Origin of the sequence: Winogradskyella immobilis (assembly GCF_021887715.1) — a bacterium.
GTDB classification, from domain to species: domain Bacteria; phylum Bacteroidota; class Bacteroidia; order Flavobacteriales; family Flavobacteriaceae; genus Winogradskyella; species Winogradskyella immobilis.
The window spans coordinates 24,444-41,084 of record NZ_JAIQXX010000016.1; the positions used below are offsets into that span (position 1 = coordinate 24,444).

Below are 16,641 nucleotides of genomic sequence, written 5' to 3' on the forward strand. Positions count from 1 at the left end.
TGAAATGTAAAGTTTTACTAAATTTGCACCCTGTTTAAAATAAACATACCTAAAGTTAGAAAAAGATGTCAAGAGTTTGTGAACTTACTGGGAAAAAAGCAATGGTTGGGAACAATGTATCTCATGCTATGAATAAGACTAAGCGTAAGTTTGGTGCTAATTTAATTAAAAAACGCTTTTATATTCCTGAAGAAGATAAATGGGTAACGTTAAAAGTGTCTACTTCTGCATTAAAAACCATTAATAAAATTGGTATTTCTGCAGCTTTAAAAGAGGCAAGAGCAAAAGGGTTTTACAAATAAGAGCGAAAGCTAAAGTCAATTTACAATGGCAAAGAAAGGAAATAGAATACAAGTTATCTTAGAATGTACAGAGCATAAAGCTTCTGGTGAAGCAGGTACTTCAAGATATATCACAACTAAAAATAAAAAGAATACGCCAGATCGTATGGAGATTAAAAAATTTAATCCTATCCTTAAGCGTATGACAGTTCATAAAGAGATAAAATAATTACACCATGGCAAAGAAATCAGTAGCGTCTCTACAGACAGGATCTAAACGTTTGACAAAAGCGATTAAAATGGTGAAATCACCAAAAACTGGAGCTTACACTTTTGTAGAATCAGTAATGGCACCAGAATTTGTCAAGGATTTTTTAGCAAAAAAATAATTGCTAAATAAAAATATTTATAAAACTGCTTTCATTTGAAAGCAGTTTTTTTATGGCTATATTTGAGCGTTTTCATGACATCTTAGCAGTAAAACGATTAGGCAAGGAAATTGCTCTATATTCTAAAGAATAACAGAGTAAAAAACGATTAAACAATACAATGAGTTTTTTTAAGAAAATATTTTCTTCAGAAAAGAAGGAAACTTTAGATAAAGGATTAGAAAAATCAAAATCCTCTTTTTTCAATAAACTAAATAAAGCTGTAGCTGGTAAATCTAAAGTCGATGACGATGTATTAGATAACCTTGAAGAAGTGTTAGTTACTAGTGATGTTGGAGTTAATACAACGCTTAAAGTTATAGAACGTATAGAAGCTCGAGTCGCTAAAGATAAATATCTTGGTACATCAGAGCTTAATAAAATATTAAGAGAAGAAATAGCTGCTTTACTATCCGAAACCAATTCTGGGGAAGCTACAGATTATATAATTCCTGAATTACCAAAACGCGAGGATGGCTCTAAAACACCATATGTACTTATGGTGGTTGGAGTTAATGGAGTTGGTAAAACCACTACGATAGGTAAATTAGCATATCAATTTAAAAAGCAAGGTTTAAATGTTGTTTTAGGTGCCGCGGATACCTTTAGAGCAGCAGCTATAGATCAACTTCAGGTTTGGGCTGATCGTGTAGATGTTCCAATGGTACGTCAAGATATGGGGAGTGATCCAGCTTCTGTTGCATTTGATGCTTTACAATCTGGTGTTAACCAAAATGCAGATGTTATTATTATTGACACTGCAGGACGTTTACATAATAAAGTGAATCTTATGAACGAGCTTACTAAAGTAAAACGTGTCATGCAAAAAGTGGTTGACAATTCACCTCACGATGTATTATTAGTTTTAGATGGCTCTACCGGACAAAACGCGTTTGAACAAGCAAAACAGTTTACAGCAGCAACCGAAGTAACAGCTTTGGCTGTGACCAAGTTAGATGGAACAGCAAAAGGAGGAGTAGTGATTGGTATTAGTGATCAGTTTCAAATTCCTGTAAAATATATTGGAGTAGGCGAAGGCATCGAAGATTTACAGGTATTCAATAAATATGAATTTGTAGATTCGTTTTTTAAGTAAAACCCTTGTGAATCTCGATAACTATCGGGAAGAAATTTATTTCAATACAAATAGAAACTTCGATATTAAATTTTTAACACCTGTAAAACATTCATCATTGCGATGAGTTTTATACTTTTATAAAAATTATCGCGATGAAAAAACTCAGCCTTTTATTCCTAATTACATTAGTAATTGTTTCTTGTAAAGAAGAACCAAAAACTCCAGAAAAAACACTTGCAGACATTGTTATAGAACAAACGCAAGTTGTTCAAGATTCCACAGATTTTAGAGAATTTAAAGTTTTAGATTCTAAATACATCAACTCAGAATATGTAATGTTTTCTGTTAAGGACGATTTAGATGGATTTACTGAAGGTAATTATAACGAATTAAAAGCATTAATCATTGACCAAGATATTCCAACACTTCAAAGTCATATTTTAAACGGAAAATTATCGTACGAGAATCTTACAAAGTTCTTTTTGTACAGAATAGGTAAATATGATAGAAATAATGATTTATCGTTAAACTCTATTATAGCCTTAAATGCAAATGCTGTAGAAGCTGCAAAGCAAAAAGACGAGATCCTTAAGTCGTCTGGAAAAACATTAGAAGATATTCAACATTCTGTTTTTGGAATGCCAATTTTATTAAAAGATAATATTAATGCAGATGGTATGATGACTACTGCAGGAGCAGCAGCTTTGGCTAATAATAAAGTAAGTGATGCTTTTGTAGTAGAACGTTTAAAGGAGAACGGAGCTATTATCTTAGGAAAAGCAAACCTTAGCGAATGGGCATATTTCTTCTGTGGTGATTGCCCAAGTGGATACAGTGCTTACGGTGGGCAGACGTTAAATCCTTATGGGCGTCGTGTTTTTGATACAGGAGGATCAAGTTCTGGTAGTGGAGTATCAGCAACTACTAATTTCGCTGTTGCAGCTATTGGTAGTGAAACAGCGGGTTCTATTTTATCTCCAGCAAGTAGTAATTCTGCTGTAGGTATTAAACCTACTATTGGCTTATTAAGTAGAGGCGGAGTGGTACCAATTTCTAGTACTTTAGATACTACAGGACCAATCACTAAAAATGTTATTGATAATGCAATTGTATTATCTGCAATGATAGGAAAAGATAATAACGATAGTGCTTCATTTGTAAATCATGGGGATGGATTTAACTATGCAGATAACCTAAATGTAGATTTAAAAGGAAAACGTTTTGGTGCTATAAAAGGTTTGCTACAAGATACACTATATACCAATGCGGTTAATGTATTAAAAGGTTTAGGGGCTGAGATTGTAGAAATTGATCAAGAGCGTGTTAATCTTCCTGGTTTTAGTCAGTTTTTAACTGCAGAAATGAAAATCGATTTGCCAACTTATTTTAACAATTATGGTGATCAAAGTTTAAATCTTAAAAATGCAAAAGATGTTGTTGCCTTTAATGATTTAGATTCTCTTAAAACAGCACCTTATGGGCAACGTTTGTTTCATGGTATTGTAACAGATTCTACAACAAAAGACGAGCTAAATGCTATGCGAGATGTTTTACGTACAAACGGACGAAAGTTTTTTGATACGCCTATGGATGCGCATAATTTAGATGGTATACTATCTATTAATAACTTCCATGCAGGTTTTGCGGCAGTAGCATTATATCCGGCACTAACAGTACCTATGGGTTATAGAAATAATGGACAGCCAAGAGGTCTAACTTTTATTGCAAAATCAAAAGAAGAACTAAAACTACTCAGTTGGGCAAAAGCTTATGAAGATGCTTCTAAGATGAGAGTATCCCCTAAAAATTATAACTAATTTATTAAATCGTTTATTTTTTCCCATAGTATATTATCATAACTAGAAGGACCTAATTGCCCTTCATTACCTTCGCTACCCATTCTGATAATCACTAGGTTTTCACTTGGGATAACATATAATTTTTGATCATTAGCTCCTAGGCCAGCGATTAAATCACTTGGAGCATTTGGAATTAGAGTTCCAGAGATTAAAGTTTCAGAACTTGGTACTCTATGACTTGATTTCCCATTAAGCCACCAAAGATAGCCGTAAGAAGGATTCATTGGTTGAGATGTGTTCGTCATGGAATTGAAATAATTTTCATCATTAAGAATAGCTTCTTGTTCCCAAACTCCTTTATTCAAACATAGTAAGCCAAAGCGTGCCATACTACGAGCATTACTAAGGTAAAATTTATTGAATCCAAAAGGAATCCAGACTCCTTGCATTCCTATTCTGTTGCGTAGTTTTTCATTAAAATACGAATCAAAATCAGAATTCACAGCACCTGAAACAATAGATTGGGTTAATGTATATGGAGCATTATGATAATACCAAAAACCACCAGGTGCATTTAAGTAGGTTAAACATTCTGGATCTGTGCATGCAAATTGAGATCTATAATCTAAACCTGTTGTCATGGTGATATGATTTTCAACGGTAATTGCATTTTCTTGCGAATCAGAAAGACTACTCCAGTTTTCACCTAGATAAGTATTAGAAGGATCTGTTAAAGATAAAAATCCTTCTTCTTGAGCAATACCAACCATAAATGCAGTTAATGTTTTTCCTGCTGAAAACCATGGATTATTTGTTGTACTCGTTGTACCGTTAAAATAAGATTCAACAACAATTCTACCATCTTTCAAAATAATAAAAGCTTTTGTTTCACTGTCATCCAAAAAATTTAAAAGTGGTTGCAAAGCATTTTCGTTCCAGTTTAATTCTGATAACGATGAGGTTTCCCATATTTCAGAATTGATCGGTGGAAAATAAAGGCCTTCATCTTCGGGTTCGGATATTTCAATAGAATCACTTGATGTACACGAGAATGATATAATAAGAGCTAAAAGAATGTAGGTTAATTTCAAAACTTTCATTATTTGGGTTTTTATTTTAGACCTATAAAAATATTAAAGGTTTAATATACATCGTATCTTTGCACACTGATTTACATAATTATGCGTACTAAAACCCTTAAAAAGAATAAGATTAACGTCATTACATTAGGCTGTAGTAAAAATGTTTACGATAGCGAAGTTTTAATGGGACAGCTTAAAGCAAGTGGTAAAGATGTTGTACATGAAGAAGAAGGTAATGTTGTTGTTATTAATACTTGCGGTTTTATAAATAACGCTAAAGAAGAAAGTGTAAATACCATACTTGAATACATGCAGAAGAAAGAAGATGGTGATGTTGATAAGGTTTTTGTAACAGGTTGTTTGAGCGAACGTTATAAACCAGATTTAGAAAAAGAAATACCAAACGTAGATCAGTATTTTGGAACAACAGAACTGCCTGCATTATTAAAAGCATTAGGAGCAGATTATAAACACGAATTAATTGGGGAACGTTTAACAACAACACCAAAAAATTATGCGTATTTAAAAATTGCAGAAGGTTGTGATAGACCATGTAGTTTTTGTGCTATTCCTTTAATGCGCGGTAAGCACAAGTCTACACCGATTGAGAATTTAGTGATTGAAGCTGAGAAATTAGCCGCAAATGGTGTAAAAGAGCTTATTTTAATTGCTCAAGATTTAACTTATTATGGTTTAGATATATACAAGAAAAGAAACCTTGCAGAGCTTTTAGAGCATTTAGTAAAAGTAGAAGGTATTGAATGGATTCGTTTACACTATGCATTTCCAACAGGGTTTCCAATGGATGTGCTAGACATTATGAATCGTGAGCCAAAGATTTGTAACTATTTAGATATTCCGTTGCAGCATATAAGCGATTCTATATTAAAAAGCATGCGTCGTGGAACTACAAAAGAGAAAACAACAAAGCTATTAAGAGCGTTTAGATCTAAAGTTCCAGAAATGACTATAAGAACGACGTTGATTGTTGGCTATCCAGGCGAGACTCAAGCTGATTTTGAAACGTTAAGAGATTGGGTAAAAGACATGCGTTTTGAGCGTTTAGGTTGTTTTACATATTCGCACGAAGAAAATACGCATGCATACAATTTAGAAGATGATGTGCCTGAAGAAGTAAAAATGCAGCGTGCAAATGAAATTATGGAAATTCAATCTCAAATTTCTTGGGAACTCAACCAAGCTAAAATAGGGCAAGAGTTTAAAGTGATTATTGACCGTAAAGAAGGTAATTACTTTGTGGGTCGAACAGAATACGATTCGCCAGATGTAGATAACGAAGTATTAATCGATGCCACAAAAACCTATTTAAAAACTGGTGAGTTTGCTAGAGTTAAAGTTATAGAAGCAGAAGATTTTGATCTGTATGCTGAATTAATTAATTAGAGTGTTTGTTTAATCCACTCAACGACTTCATTACTTAACGCTTTATTTGATTTTAAGATAAAAGAACCATGTTTGCTGCCTTCTGCAATAACTATTTTGCGTTCTCCAGAAGTAACATTATATAATTCTTTAGCCCAATCCTTGCGTTTGCCTTCACCTTCAGAAGCTATAAAAAAGCCATTTTTAAAAGCGATAGGTTCATCTTTACCAAATAGATTTTGAACCGCAGAGGTTTTTGCAGACAAGACTACAATAGATTTAATATTATATTCAGAAGTTGCAGAAGCGACACAGGCCAAATTGGCACCAACTGAAGCACCCATAATGCCAATACGAGAATTATCGATACGTTTATCGTTCTTTAAAAAGTCAATTACAGCTTTTAAATCTAATGGAGCTCTATTTGGGTCATCAAATAATTTAAAAATACTAGTAGCACCTTCAACATCTTTTGATGATTCTCCGTGCATTCTAATATCATAAGCCAATAATGCATAACCTTCTTTAAGAAGTTGTTTAGATATTGGTAAACTAAACCATTCTTTTTTAGAAGAACCACCTTGGTGTATTAATATAATTGCAGGATAAGATTCTGCATCAGCTTCAGGTAATAATAATTTGGCACTTATGGTTTGATTGTCTGAAGTTGTTAAACTTAATTTAGCAGATTTTTCCTTTTTTTGAGCATTTAAGCTTACACAGAATAATATTGATAGAAGTAGCGGAGCAATTTTTTTGAAAAACATAGACTTAATTTTTATTCAAATATAAGGCTTAATATTGTATAACTACAAAAATAGTTATACGATACATTATATACTAAAATAGTTACTTAGGAGGCAAAGACATGACAAAGGCATAACTCTGATTTAAAAAATCGATGAGCAGAGCTTCATTAGTATATAACGATTCAGGAACTAAAACATAATCTTTCATTTTAGCTCCGTAAGAATAATAGTATCCTGTATTATAATCTTCCATAAATTTTGCCGCTACAGGTTTTGGTAAACGAAATCCTATTTCACCAGCTTTATTTAAAAGTGAGAACATATAGCCATTGGCAGAAGTGTAAATCATACTCTTACCTTTGCGTTTAAAATCTGGACATTGATCTACAAGTTTATCGTAGAGTTTTAAAGTGTCATTCCATTTACTCATAATAGTGGTTTTCTATTAGAAAGTTAAACATAAAAAATAAAAATTCAATTATAGAGACCTAGTAATCAATATCATATAGAAAACTTAATATAAATTCTCAACATATTTATATGCAGAACCGGTATTTAGCAGCACTACAGATTCGTTAGCTTTTATCCAATTGTTAGCTTTTAATTTTTTGTAGGCGGACCAAACACCAGCTCCTTCAGGTGATATAAATAAACCTTCAGTTTTAGAAAGTTCACTTAAAGCATCTTTCATCTCATCATCTGAGATAGCAATTGCAGTACCGTTACTCTCATAAAGTGTTTTCATTATCATTCTATCACCAAATGGTTTAGGTACTCTTAACCCATTAGCTATAGTTTCAGCAGGATTCTCGTATTTATCTACATCTTCTCGATTTTCATTAAACGATTGAACTACAGGGTCACATCCATCTCCTTGTACCGCAACCATTCGTGTAGGAATAGTATCAATCCAACCTAGTTTTTTTAATTCTTTAAAAGCCTTCCAGATACCAATAAGGCCTGTTCCTCCTCCCGTAGGATATAAAATAACATCAGGTAATTTCCAATTTAATTGCTCAGCAATTTCATACCCCATTGTTTTTTTACCTTCTAAGCGAAAAGGCTCTTTTAAGGTAGTAATATCAAACCATGAACTATCATTTTCGATTTTCATTTGGTGTGCTGCATCAGAAATATTTCCACTAACTTTAGTAACATTGGCACCCATAATTTCACAATCTAGCTGAAATACTTTGGGTGTTGCCTCGGGCATATAAATATGCGCTTTAATATCAGCTTTAGCACAATAGGCGCTTAAAGCACTTCCTGCATTTCCAGCAGTAGGAATACACATTTCTTTAACACCTAATTCTTTTGCCTTACTAACGGCCATACTAATACCTCTAGCTTTAAAAGATCCTGTTGGATTGCCAGATTCATCCTTTAAAAGTAATTGCGATTGATTATAAATTTTTCCTAGTTTTTCTAAATTTAGAAGCGGTGAGAATCCTTCACCCAAACTCATCTGATTTTCTTTTTTTAGCACGGGTAGCACTTCTTCATAACGCCACATGTTAGAAGGTCTACCATTTAGACTTTCTTTAGACCAGGATTGATTCAAATCATATACAGCTTCAAGAGGTTGATTATCATCTTTACAAAACGTATTTATTTCATTTTTGTCATAAATTCTACCACAATAGTGACATTTAAGATGACTATAAAAATTCTTTTTCATAATAAAATGAGTGAGATTTCTAACTATTCTTTTATCTGATTTCTAGGGGAATATAAAAATACTTTAATCTTAAATAGATGACTGTGTTTTTAAGTTATTTTTAGGAAAAATATCAACGCTCTAAATTAGTAATACGTTCTAAAAGTGTAGGATGCGAATAATGCATAAAAACATAAGCTTTATGAGGTGTTAAATTACTCAAACTGTTTTTAGACAACTTTTTTAGTGAAGTAATTAATGGTTTAGCTTTATATGTATTTTTTGCATAATCATCGGCTTGATATTCAAATTGACGTGATACATAATTCATGATTAAACTTGTAATCTCGGAAATAGGGGAATACAATAATCCAAAAGCTATTAAACCGACATGAAAACTTGGTGTTGAAACACCAATAGCATTGGATAGTAAAGGATTATTTATAAATATAGATAAAATATAAAGTGTTAATCCTGTTAATAAAACGGAAGCTATAAGGTTAAAAATAATGTGTTTTCGTTTGTAATGCCCGACTTCATGGGCTAATACAGCAACAATTTCTTCCTCATCTAAATCATTGACTAATGTATCGTATAGTGTAACACGTTTTTCGCTTCCAAAGCCTGAAAAATAGGCGTTGGCTTTTGTGCTTCGTTTAGAGTCATCAATAATAAAAATGTTATTTAATTGAAAGCCTACAGATTTGGCGTAAGTCGAAATTTTATCTTTTAATTCGCCTTCTTCTAAGGGAGTTTGTTTATTGAATAAAGGTACAATGAGTTTGGCATAAAATAGATTCATAAATAAAGTGAAGACAGTTACAATACCCCAGGCATAAAGCCAAAATTGTGTTCCTGTTAATTGGTAGAACCAAATGATTAAAGCTAAAATGCCACCACCTAATACAGCCATCATTACTAAGCCTTTTAATTTATCTAAAACAAAGAGTTTTTTTGTGGTTTTGTTAAACCCAAATTGTTCTTCAATAATAAAAGTTTTGTAATAGGAAAATGGAGTTGTAATAATATCACTAGCAAGCATAATAATACCAAAAAATAGTAAAGCGACGAGTATTGGGTGATCAACATAACTTCTGGCAATGTTGTCTACATATTCAAATCCATCTAAAAAAAGAAAGGTTAATGTTAATGCAATAGAGAATAATGATGACCAAACCCCAAATTTGTAATTGGTCCGTTTATAATCTTGAGATTTTTTATATTCTGATGCGTCAAAAACATCATTTAAAGCTTCAGGAATTGGGTCGTTATAATGTTTAGCATTAAGTGCGTCTAAAATTTTATCTTTTACAAAATTGATAACTATAATTCCTATGATGATATAGAATAATGTTTGTGAAATCATATCATAAGTTTAATTCTTTAATTCATTTTCTATTATAAATGATATTTCGCTTTGTCTATATTCGCCAATAGTTTTAAATAAATATTTTTTTGGTGTTATTATAACGTAGTTACCGCAAGGAATTCTATCTCTAAAGAGTAAAGCTCTTATTAAACCATTTTTGTCTTCTATAACTTCTTTTCTTTTGTATTGATATCCTTTTTCTGTGATGAAATATTGTGAAACATCAGCACGTTTTTTAATAAATCGTTTATAAGATTTATCGGATGTATAATGATCAATACAACTACCTTTATATTCTTTTGGCGGCTTAAAATAAAAATTGATGATAATGATATTAGTACTATCAATTTTAGAACCTGAAATTAATTCAAGTTCTTTTGCAACTTTTAGTCTTAGTTCTTTATTTAATCGAGTGACATTACTTCTAGAAAGAAGTTTTTCATAATTTAAAGAATCATTTTTTATTTTTTGAACGATATACCTTCTACTATCTTTTTGAAGATTAAATTCTTTCTTAGATATTTCATTATGGAATCTATCATAATATTTCTTTTGCCCAAAACAATCCGTTATAAATAAAAATACAATTACTAAGGTGAAAATTCTCATAATAAAAATCTATTCAAAATTCCGTTGGCGTTTTGCTTCAAAAATAAGAATTCCCGCAGCAACAGATACGTTCATTGAGTCAATGATTCCTTGCATAGGGATACTAATATTCTGTTTTGCAGCATTACGCCATTCTTGGGTTAAACCTGTAGCTTCCGTCCCTACAACTATAGCAGTTGGTAAGGTGTAATCTTGAGTATAATAAGGCTCAGATTCTTGTAATATTGCCGAAAAAATATTGAAATTGTACTGCTGTAAATAGGTAATGACTTCTTCAGAAGTTGCCATGGCTATTTCGGTAGTAAACACACAACCTACACTAGAACGTATAATATTAGGGTTGTATAAATCCGATTTTGGGTTAGCAATAATCACTGCATCCACATTAGCAGCATCTGCGGTTCTTAATAAGGCTCCTATATTTCCGGGTTTTTCAGGTGCTTCAGCAACTAAAATTAACGGGTTCTTTTGTTTCAGTTTTAAAGCATCGAGCTTATGAGATTTAGACTTCACCACAGCAATTATACCTTCGGTAGTGTCTCTATGCGCTAATTTTTGAAAAACAACTTTTGAAATTTCAATACTATCAATATTGTAATGTGCCATAGCGCTAGCTTCACTTTCTGAAAATAAATCAGGAAAAAACAAAAGTGTTTCTATAGCATAACCAGCTTTTATGGCTAATGATAATTCGCGTTTACCTTCAATTAAAAATTTTTCAGAACGCTTGCGTTCTCTTGCTTTTTCTTTGAGTAAAAACAATTGTTTTATAAGTGGATTACTAACACTGGTAATTAGTTTATTCATACATAACAAAATTAGGATAATAAATGTAATTTGCGAACAGTTAATACGTCAAAGCATTTATATTAATATAAACCAAACAACAATGAAGATTAAATATCTAGCCATTTGTGTGGCATTACTTGCATTTTCATGCAAAAACAAAACAGCAGAAACTACTGTAGAAGAAGTTGTAGAAGTTGAAGACATTACAACAAGTATTTACCCAGAAAGCATTACTAAAGTATTTGATGCTCATGGAGGTATAGACAATTGGAATAAAATGCAAACCCTTGCATTTACAATGAATAAACCTAATGGTGCTGAGGTTACGACTAATAATTTAAAGACTAGAGCTGAGTTAATAGATACGCCAGCATATACTTTAGGTTACGACGGTAGTAATTTATGGGTTAATGAAAAAGATGGTAATGAATATAAAGGTAATGCAAAGTTTTATAAAGGTTTAATGATGTATTTCTATGCCATGCCATTTATTGTAGGTGATGATGGTATTATATATGAAGAAGTAGAACCTTTAGTTTTTGAAGGTAAAACATACCCAGGAATTTTAATTTCGTATAATGCAGGAGTAGGAGCATCGCCAGATGATCAATACATTGTGTATTACGATGCTGAAACAGGTCAAATGGAATGGTTAGGTTATACGGTAACTTTTGGAAGAGATGGAAAAAGTAAAAACTTTAATTTTAACCGTTATAACAATTGGGAAACTATCAATGGGTTATTATTACCAAAAAGTATAGATAGATATAAATCTGAAAACAATGTGCCTACAGAAATGCGTGGTACAATTGAGTTTATAGATGGTAAAGTTGCAGAGCAAGCACCAGATAATACGATGTTTGCAATGCCAGAAACAGGTAAGGTTATAGAATAAGTTAAACTTATTCAATTAGATATAAAAAAAGCGAGTCCTTAGGACTCGCTTTTTTTATACTCTTTGTTTCGTATTGAAATAAGTTGACACAAAAAGGACTTAATTCTTATACTTATTACTATAGCGTTTCCAAAGTTCAGTTTGATGTGTTTCTAAACTAATCAATCTACCACCTATAAATGCATGTGTTAATTGATTAGTACGCATATCTAAAGCATCTCCTTCACTGATAAACAACGTAGCATCTTTACCAACTTCTAAAGTCCCTAAGCGGTCGTCAATACCTAATAATTTTGCGGTGTTCGAAGTAATGATTTTTAAGGCCTCTTCTTTATCAATGCCTTCTCTTGCGGCAGTACCAATATAGAATGGCAAATTACGTGTCTGAAAATTAGAAACATTACCAGTATGCATACCAACGGTAATACCAGCATCTATTAATAATTTAGGCATTTTATACGGTAAATCGTAATCGTCATCACTAGAATTAGGTAAGCTATGCGTATGCCCAATAAGCACACCTATATTATTTGCTTTTAATAGATCTGTGACTTTGTGTGCTTCATAACCACCAATAATCACCATATTTTTTATATTATGCGCTTTTGTATAGGCGATGGCATCAGTAATACCTCTTTCATCTTCCACATGGATGTATAATTGCTGCGAGCCATCATACAAACCTTTCATAGCTTCAAAAGGCAAATTTTTAGTGGTTTTAGATCCTTTTAAATAGGCTTTACTATCTTTAATAAGCGTGTTTAATTCTTCAACTTGGTTCGTATAGTTTGTACTTAATTTTACACCAGGATCTTCTCCTAGCCACCAACGTCCAAACGTATAAGGATTTGGCCAAGTTAAATGGATACCATCATCTACTTTAATAGCAGCATCTTCCCAGTTCCAAGCATCAAATTGTACAATAGATGATGTGCCCGAAATACGACCTCCTTTTGGGGATATTTGCGCTACTAACACACCATTTGGGCGCATAGACTCTACTACTTTAGACTCTGCATTATAGGCAATTAAACTTCTAATGTGAGGCTTAATATTACCTGTTTCGCGTTGATCGTTACTTGCTCTAACAGCATTGACTTCTACAAGGCCTAAAGACGAATTAGAAGTAATAAAACCAGGATATACATGTTTTCCTGTAGCATCAATAATATCCATAGTATTAGAGTTAACACTAATCGAAGCTGCATCAGCGACATTGGTTATTTTTCCGTTAGAAAACGTAATAATACTATTTTCTATCACTTGCCCATTACCAATATGTGCCGTAGCGCCTACAATTGCAATGTCCTTACTTTGCTTAGATGCTGGCGTTTGTTGAGCAACAACAACGGTACAGCATAACATTAAAAGCGCGTATATATATTTGAATTTTTTCATGTGTTTAAATTTATTGTTTTTCAAAGGTCACATGTTGTTCGCTATTAATATTCCCTTATGGGATAAAGCTTTCAACATGCTCGTTTCATAATCTTCGTTTTTATATTATTCTGAATCACAGTGTAATTGTTGCTTTTTAGAATTTTTCACTGGCTGTGTTTTTAAGCCTTTGTTTTTATCTTGAAGCATTAATTTTGTTAATTTGCTTTTCTCAGCTTTCATAGCAGCTCTTAATTCTAAATCGCGAGCTAAATCAAAATATGTGACTCCTTCTATAATCGTTTTTTCAGCTTTAGCATAAATAGACATTGGATGATCTGTCCATAACACAACATCAGCATCTTTACCAACTTTTAGGCTACCAACACGATCATCTAAATGCAATAATTTAGCAGGATTAAGGGTCACAAATTTCCATGCATCTTCTTCGCTTACACCTCCGTATTTTACAGTTTTAGCTGCTTCTTGGTTTAAACGACGAGACATTTCACCGTCATCACTATTAATAGCTACAGTAACACCTGCATTATGCATTATGGAAGCATTGTACGGAATGGCATCATTAACTTCAAATTTATATGCCCACCAATCACTAAAGGTAGAACCACCAACTCCGTGTTTAGCCATTTTATCAGCGACTTTGTATCCTTCTAAAATGTGAGTAAACGTATTCACTTTAAAGTTGAATTGTTCAGCAACTTTCATAAGCATATTAATTTCACTTTGTACATAAGAGTGACAACTGATAAAACGTTCGCCATTTAAAATCTCTACAAGTGTTTCCATCTCAGCATCTTTACGATACGATTTGCCACTATTTTTTAAAGCTTCATACTCTCTAGCTCTCGTAAAATAATCTACAAATACTTGTTCAACACCCATACGCGATTGTGGAAAACGGACTGTTTCATTATCTCCCCAATTTGATTGTTTTACATTTTCACCTAGAGCAAACTTGATAAACTTAGGTGAGTTATCGTAGATAAGATTCTCTGCAGATTCTCCCCATTTTAATTTAATAATCGCAGAGCGACCACCAATAGGGTTTGCTGATCCGTGTAATATTTGTATAGAAGTCACTCCACCAGCAAGATTCCTGTAAATATCAATATCGTCAGGGTCAACAGCTTCTTCAATACTCACTTCTGCAGTAGAATTATGACCACTTTCATTAACACTCGATGTCGCTATATGAGAATGTTCGTCAATAATACCAGCCGTAATGTGTTTGCCAGTAGCATCAATAACTTTAGCTCCACGACCATTTAAATTTTTTCCGATAGCAGAAATTTTACCGTCTTTAATTAATACATCTGTATTTTCTAAAATTCCTTCAGTTTCATTAGTCCAAACGGTAGCATTTTTAAATAGCAAGGTTTCTTGTTTTGGTAAAGTCTCAAATCCATAAGCAGTATTAGGATAAGTTACAGGTACTATATCTGGTGTGGTAGTGTCTTTTTTAGAAGACTTCTTTTTGTTTTCAGATTTCCCCGTTTTGTTTGCTGTAAACGAAGTCACATTACCATTAGATGAGGTTGCTTTACCAACTAAATTATTTGTATCAGATACTCTAGACGATAAACGTGTAAATGTTTTATTTGAGGCATCAACATCAGTAACGATGATATTAACCCATTCATCTTTATAAGTGATTTTAGCTCCTAATGAAGAACTGCCACTAGAAATTTTAACACTAGGCTTACTTAAACTTCCCGAGATAGCAATATCGTAAGAAGTACCATTAATATTTGCGTTATATTTTCCTCTTATATCTTTAACAGACATAGATTCAATTACCATTTTATCTCCTTTTACCCAATTTTCATAGAGCGTGGTTTCTTTTTCAAAGATATCTCCAGAAGTAATTAAAAAATTGGCATAAGCACCATTTTTTAAAGACCCAATCATATTTGATTTTCCTAGAATATTGGCAGGAATAGTAGTTAAGGCTTCCAAAGCTTTGGTTTTATCTAATCCATAACTAATAGCTTTAAGAATATTAGTTTTAAGTTCTTTAGGAGATTTTAAATTATCTGTTGTAAAGGCAAACCTTATACCATTATCAGCAAGTGTTTTTGGATTAATGGGTTTTTGATTCCATTCTTTCATATCAGCAACACTTAAGGTATTTGCTAAAAATGGATTCTCTACATCGTAAGCTTTAGGGAAATTTACAGGAAGTATATAAGTTGCTCCTGTAGCTTTTATATCTGCAATGCGTTCGTATTCATCACCACCTCCAACAATGACATACTGAATACCAAACTCATCGCCCACATTATCAACACGCACATCATTAAGTTTGTTGCCAGCTTCAATAATTTGAACTAAACCTTTATTAGCAATTAAAGCTTCTAGAGATCTATCTTTGGCAGAAGCATTCCCTTTTTCGTACCAATCAGCATCGTAATACATTTGGCGTAATAAGGCTGTAGTTCCCATAATAGATGATGGGTATACTTGCGCCGAAGTTACACTTCTGCTTAGCGATAAGTATTGCGCAGAGCGTCCATCTAAAATGCGTTCGGCATTTCCGCCTTGGTTAGTTAATGCAATTAATGCTCCCGTACCTCGTACAACACCATCTTGCATATGCGTATTAACAACGCCAAAACCTGCTTTCTTTAAATCGGAAGCTGATTTATTGTCAAAGTTAAATTTATCAATTGCGTTTTGTTCGGGCATGATATGGTCATTCCAATAAAAACCTTCTCGTCCAGCATCATATTGAGGACGTCTATTGCCTCTTTGACGTTCAGGTGTTTTTACTCCGAAATTTGAATAAATATCAATAAAAGACGGATAGATACTTTTATCTGAAAGATCTACAACTATGGCATTATCTGGTATTTTTACAGAAGACCCAGAGGCGATTACTTTTCCTTCTTTAATAAGAAGTGTACCTTTATTAATAACTTCTGTTGGCGTTACATAAATTTTGGCATTTATAAATGCTGTATAATTTGTGTTTTTTGATGTTACGCCATCATTTTTTGGAAAATGCTCTTGTGCCATAATCGTATATGTACACATAAGCAACATTGCAAAGAGATACTTTTTTATCATAAAAATGGTGGTTAAATTAGAAATCGAAAGATAAGAATTAAGTTGCTGTGTTTAAAAC

Annotated in this window: 16 protein-coding genes; 7 read left to right on the forward strand and 9 right to left on the reverse strand. The window is 32.7% G+C overall.

What is annotated here, in order from left to right; all coding sequences use genetic code 11:
* Nucleotides 1-65 precede the first annotated feature (65 nt).
* The 5 genes from rpmB (at nt 66) to K8Z87_RS11135 (ending at nt 3,604) form a co-directional block, all read left to right on the forward strand.
* A complete protein-coding gene (rpmB, locus tag K8Z87_RS11115; RefSeq protein ID WP_227477637.1) occupies nt 66-302 on the forward strand; it encodes a 50S ribosomal protein L28 in 237 nt (78 codons plus the stop codon).
* 25 nt (nt 303-327) lie between these two features.
* Complete coding sequence (gene rpmG, locus K8Z87_RS11120) at nt 328-510, forward strand: 50S ribosomal protein L33 (RefSeq protein WP_227477638.1); 183 nt, start codon at nt 328-330, stop codon at nt 508-510.
* Nucleotides 511-517: 7 nt separating this feature from the next.
* Complete coding sequence (locus tag K8Z87_RS11125; protein ID WP_087491600.1) at nt 518-670, forward strand: DUF4295 domain-containing protein; 153 nt, start codon at nt 518-520, stop codon at nt 668-670.
* A gap of 160 nt (nt 671-830) precedes the next feature.
* Nucleotides 831-1,805 carry a signal recognition particle-docking protein FtsY gene (gene ftsY / locus K8Z87_RS11130; RefSeq protein WP_227477639.1) on the forward strand — a complete coding sequence of 325 codons (975 nt, stop codon included), beginning with the start codon at nt 831-833 and terminating at the stop codon, nt 1,803-1,805.
* Nucleotides 1,806-1,939: 134 nt separating this feature from the next.
* On the forward strand, nt 1,940-3,604 hold the full coding sequence (locus K8Z87_RS11135) for an amidase family protein (protein WP_227477640.1): 1,665 nt from the start codon (nt 1,940-1,942) through the stop codon (nt 3,602-3,604).
* On the opposite strand, the gene K8Z87_RS11140 is transcribed toward K8Z87_RS11135, so the two are convergent.
* The gene (locus K8Z87_RS11140) at nt 3,601-4,686 is read right to left on the reverse strand and encodes a serine hydrolase domain-containing protein (RefSeq protein WP_227477641.1); all 1,086 of its coding nucleotides are present in this window, start codon (nt 4,684-4,686) and stop codon (nt 3,601-3,603) included. The genes K8Z87_RS11135 and K8Z87_RS11140 overlap by 4 nt on opposite strands.
* 81 nt (nt 4,687-4,767) lie before the next feature.
* Between K8Z87_RS11140 and rimO the strand changes: the two genes are divergently transcribed.
* Nucleotides 4,768-6,072 carry a 30S ribosomal protein S12 methylthiotransferase RimO gene (rimO, locus tag K8Z87_RS11145; RefSeq protein WP_227477642.1) on the forward strand — a complete coding sequence of 435 codons (1,305 nt, stop codon included), beginning with the start codon at nt 4,768-4,770 and terminating at the stop codon, nt 6,070-6,072.
* Here the strand turns inward: rimO and K8Z87_RS11150 are convergent.
* The 6 genes from K8Z87_RS11150 to K8Z87_RS11175 form a co-directional block, all read right to left on the reverse strand.
* A complete protein-coding gene (locus tag K8Z87_RS11150) occupies nt 6,069-6,818 on the reverse strand; it encodes an alpha/beta hydrolase (RefSeq protein ID WP_227477643.1) in 750 nt (249 codons plus the stop codon). The two genes, rimO and K8Z87_RS11150, sit on opposite strands and share 4 nt — an antisense overlap.
* A gap of 82 nt (nt 6,819-6,900) precedes the next feature.
* On the reverse strand, nt 6,901-7,230 hold the full coding sequence (locus K8Z87_RS11155; RefSeq protein WP_227477644.1) for a hypothetical protein: 330 nt from the start codon (nt 7,228-7,230) through the stop codon (nt 6,901-6,903).
* 84 nt (nt 7,231-7,314) lie between these two features.
* On the reverse strand, nt 7,315-8,478 hold the full coding sequence (locus K8Z87_RS11160; RefSeq protein WP_227477645.1) for a threonine synthase: 1,164 nt from the start codon (nt 8,476-8,478) through the stop codon (nt 7,315-7,317).
* Nucleotides 8,479-8,590: 112 nt separating this feature from the next.
* The gene (locus tag K8Z87_RS11165; RefSeq protein WP_227477646.1) at nt 8,591-9,823 is read right to left on the reverse strand and encodes a M48 family metallopeptidase; all 1,233 of its coding nucleotides are present in this window, start codon (nt 9,821-9,823) and stop codon (nt 8,591-8,593) included.
* Between the two features lie 9 nt (nt 9,824-9,832).
* Entirely contained in the window at nt 9,833-10,435 is a 603-nt protein-coding gene (locus K8Z87_RS11170; RefSeq protein ID WP_227477647.1) for a hypothetical protein, read from the reverse strand.
* A gap of 9 nt (nt 10,436-10,444) precedes the next feature.
* Entirely contained in the window at nt 10,445-11,242 is a 798-nt protein-coding gene (locus tag K8Z87_RS11175; RefSeq protein ID WP_227477648.1) for a TrmH family RNA methyltransferase, read from the reverse strand.
* An 82-nt stretch (nt 11,243-11,324) separates the two neighbouring features.
* Between K8Z87_RS11175 and K8Z87_RS11180 the strand changes: the two genes are divergently transcribed.
* Nucleotides 11,325-12,119: a DUF6503 family protein gene (locus tag K8Z87_RS11180; protein WP_227477649.1), complete on the forward strand. Its 795-nt coding sequence runs from the start codon at nt 11,325-11,327 to the stop codon at nt 12,117-12,119.
* A 99-nt stretch (nt 12,120-12,218) separates the two neighbouring features.
* Here K8Z87_RS11180 and K8Z87_RS11185 read toward each other — a convergent pair whose 3' ends face one another.
* Nucleotides 12,219-13,517, reverse strand: a complete 1,299-nt coding sequence (locus K8Z87_RS11185) for an amidohydrolase family protein (RefSeq protein WP_227477650.1) — start codon at nt 13,515-13,517, stop codon at nt 12,219-12,221.
* A 105-nt stretch (nt 13,518-13,622) separates the two neighbouring features.
* Nucleotides 13,623-16,583 carry an amidohydrolase family protein gene (locus K8Z87_RS11190; protein ID WP_227477651.1) on the reverse strand — a complete coding sequence of 987 codons (2,961 nt, stop codon included), beginning with the start codon at nt 16,581-16,583 and terminating at the stop codon, nt 13,623-13,625.
* Nucleotides 16,584-16,641: the final 58 nt, after the last annotated feature.

Coding starts and splice junctions, on each gene's coding strand:
- rpmB (WP_227477637.1), top strand. CDS start 66: ATGTCAAGAGTTTGTGAACTTACTGGGAAAAAAGCAATGGTTGGGAAC.
- rpmG (WP_227477638.1), top strand. CDS start 328: ATGGCAAAGAAAGGAAATAGAATACAAGTTATCTTAGAATGTACAGAG.
- K8Z87_RS11125 (WP_087491600.1), top strand. CDS start 518: ATGGCAAAGAAATCAGTAGCGTCTCTACAGACAGGATCTAAACGTTTG.
- ftsY (WP_227477639.1), top strand. CDS start 831: ATGAGTTTTTTTAAGAAAATATTTTCTTCAGAAAAGAAGGAAACTTTA.
- K8Z87_RS11135 (WP_227477640.1), top strand. CDS start 1,940: ATGAAAAAACTCAGCCTTTTATTCCTAATTACATTAGTAATTGTTTCT.
- K8Z87_RS11140 (WP_227477641.1), bottom strand. CDS start 4,686: ATGAAAGTTTTGAAATTAACCTACATTCTTTTAGCTCTTATTATATCA.
- rimO (WP_227477642.1), top strand. CDS start 4,768: ATGCGTACTAAAACCCTTAAAAAGAATAAGATTAACGTCATTACATTA.
- K8Z87_RS11150 (WP_227477643.1), bottom strand. CDS start 6,818: ATGTTTTTCAAAAAAATTGCTCCGCTACTTCTATCAATATTATTCTGT.
- K8Z87_RS11155 (WP_227477644.1), bottom strand. CDS start 7,230: ATGAGTAAATGGAATGACACTTTAAAACTCTACGATAAACTTGTAGAT.
- K8Z87_RS11160 (WP_227477645.1), bottom strand. CDS start 8,478: ATGAAAAAGAATTTTTATAGTCATCTTAAATGTCACTATTGTGGTAGA.
- K8Z87_RS11165 (WP_227477646.1), bottom strand. CDS start 9,823: ATGATTTCACAAACATTATTCTATATCATCATAGGAATTATAGTTATC.
- K8Z87_RS11170 (WP_227477647.1), bottom strand. CDS start 10,435: ATGAGAATTTTCACCTTAGTAATTGTATTTTTATTTATAACGGATTGT.
- K8Z87_RS11175 (WP_227477648.1), bottom strand. CDS start 11,242: ATGAATAAACTAATTACCAGTGTTAGTAATCCACTTATAAAACAATTG.
- K8Z87_RS11180 (WP_227477649.1), top strand. CDS start 11,325: ATGAAGATTAAATATCTAGCCATTTGTGTGGCATTACTTGCATTTTCA.
- K8Z87_RS11185 (WP_227477650.1), bottom strand. CDS start 13,517: ATGAAAAAATTCAAATATATATACGCGCTTTTAATGTTATGCTGTACC.
- K8Z87_RS11190 (WP_227477651.1), bottom strand. CDS start 16,583: ATGATAAAAAAGTATCTCTTTGCAATGTTGCTTATGTGTACATATACG.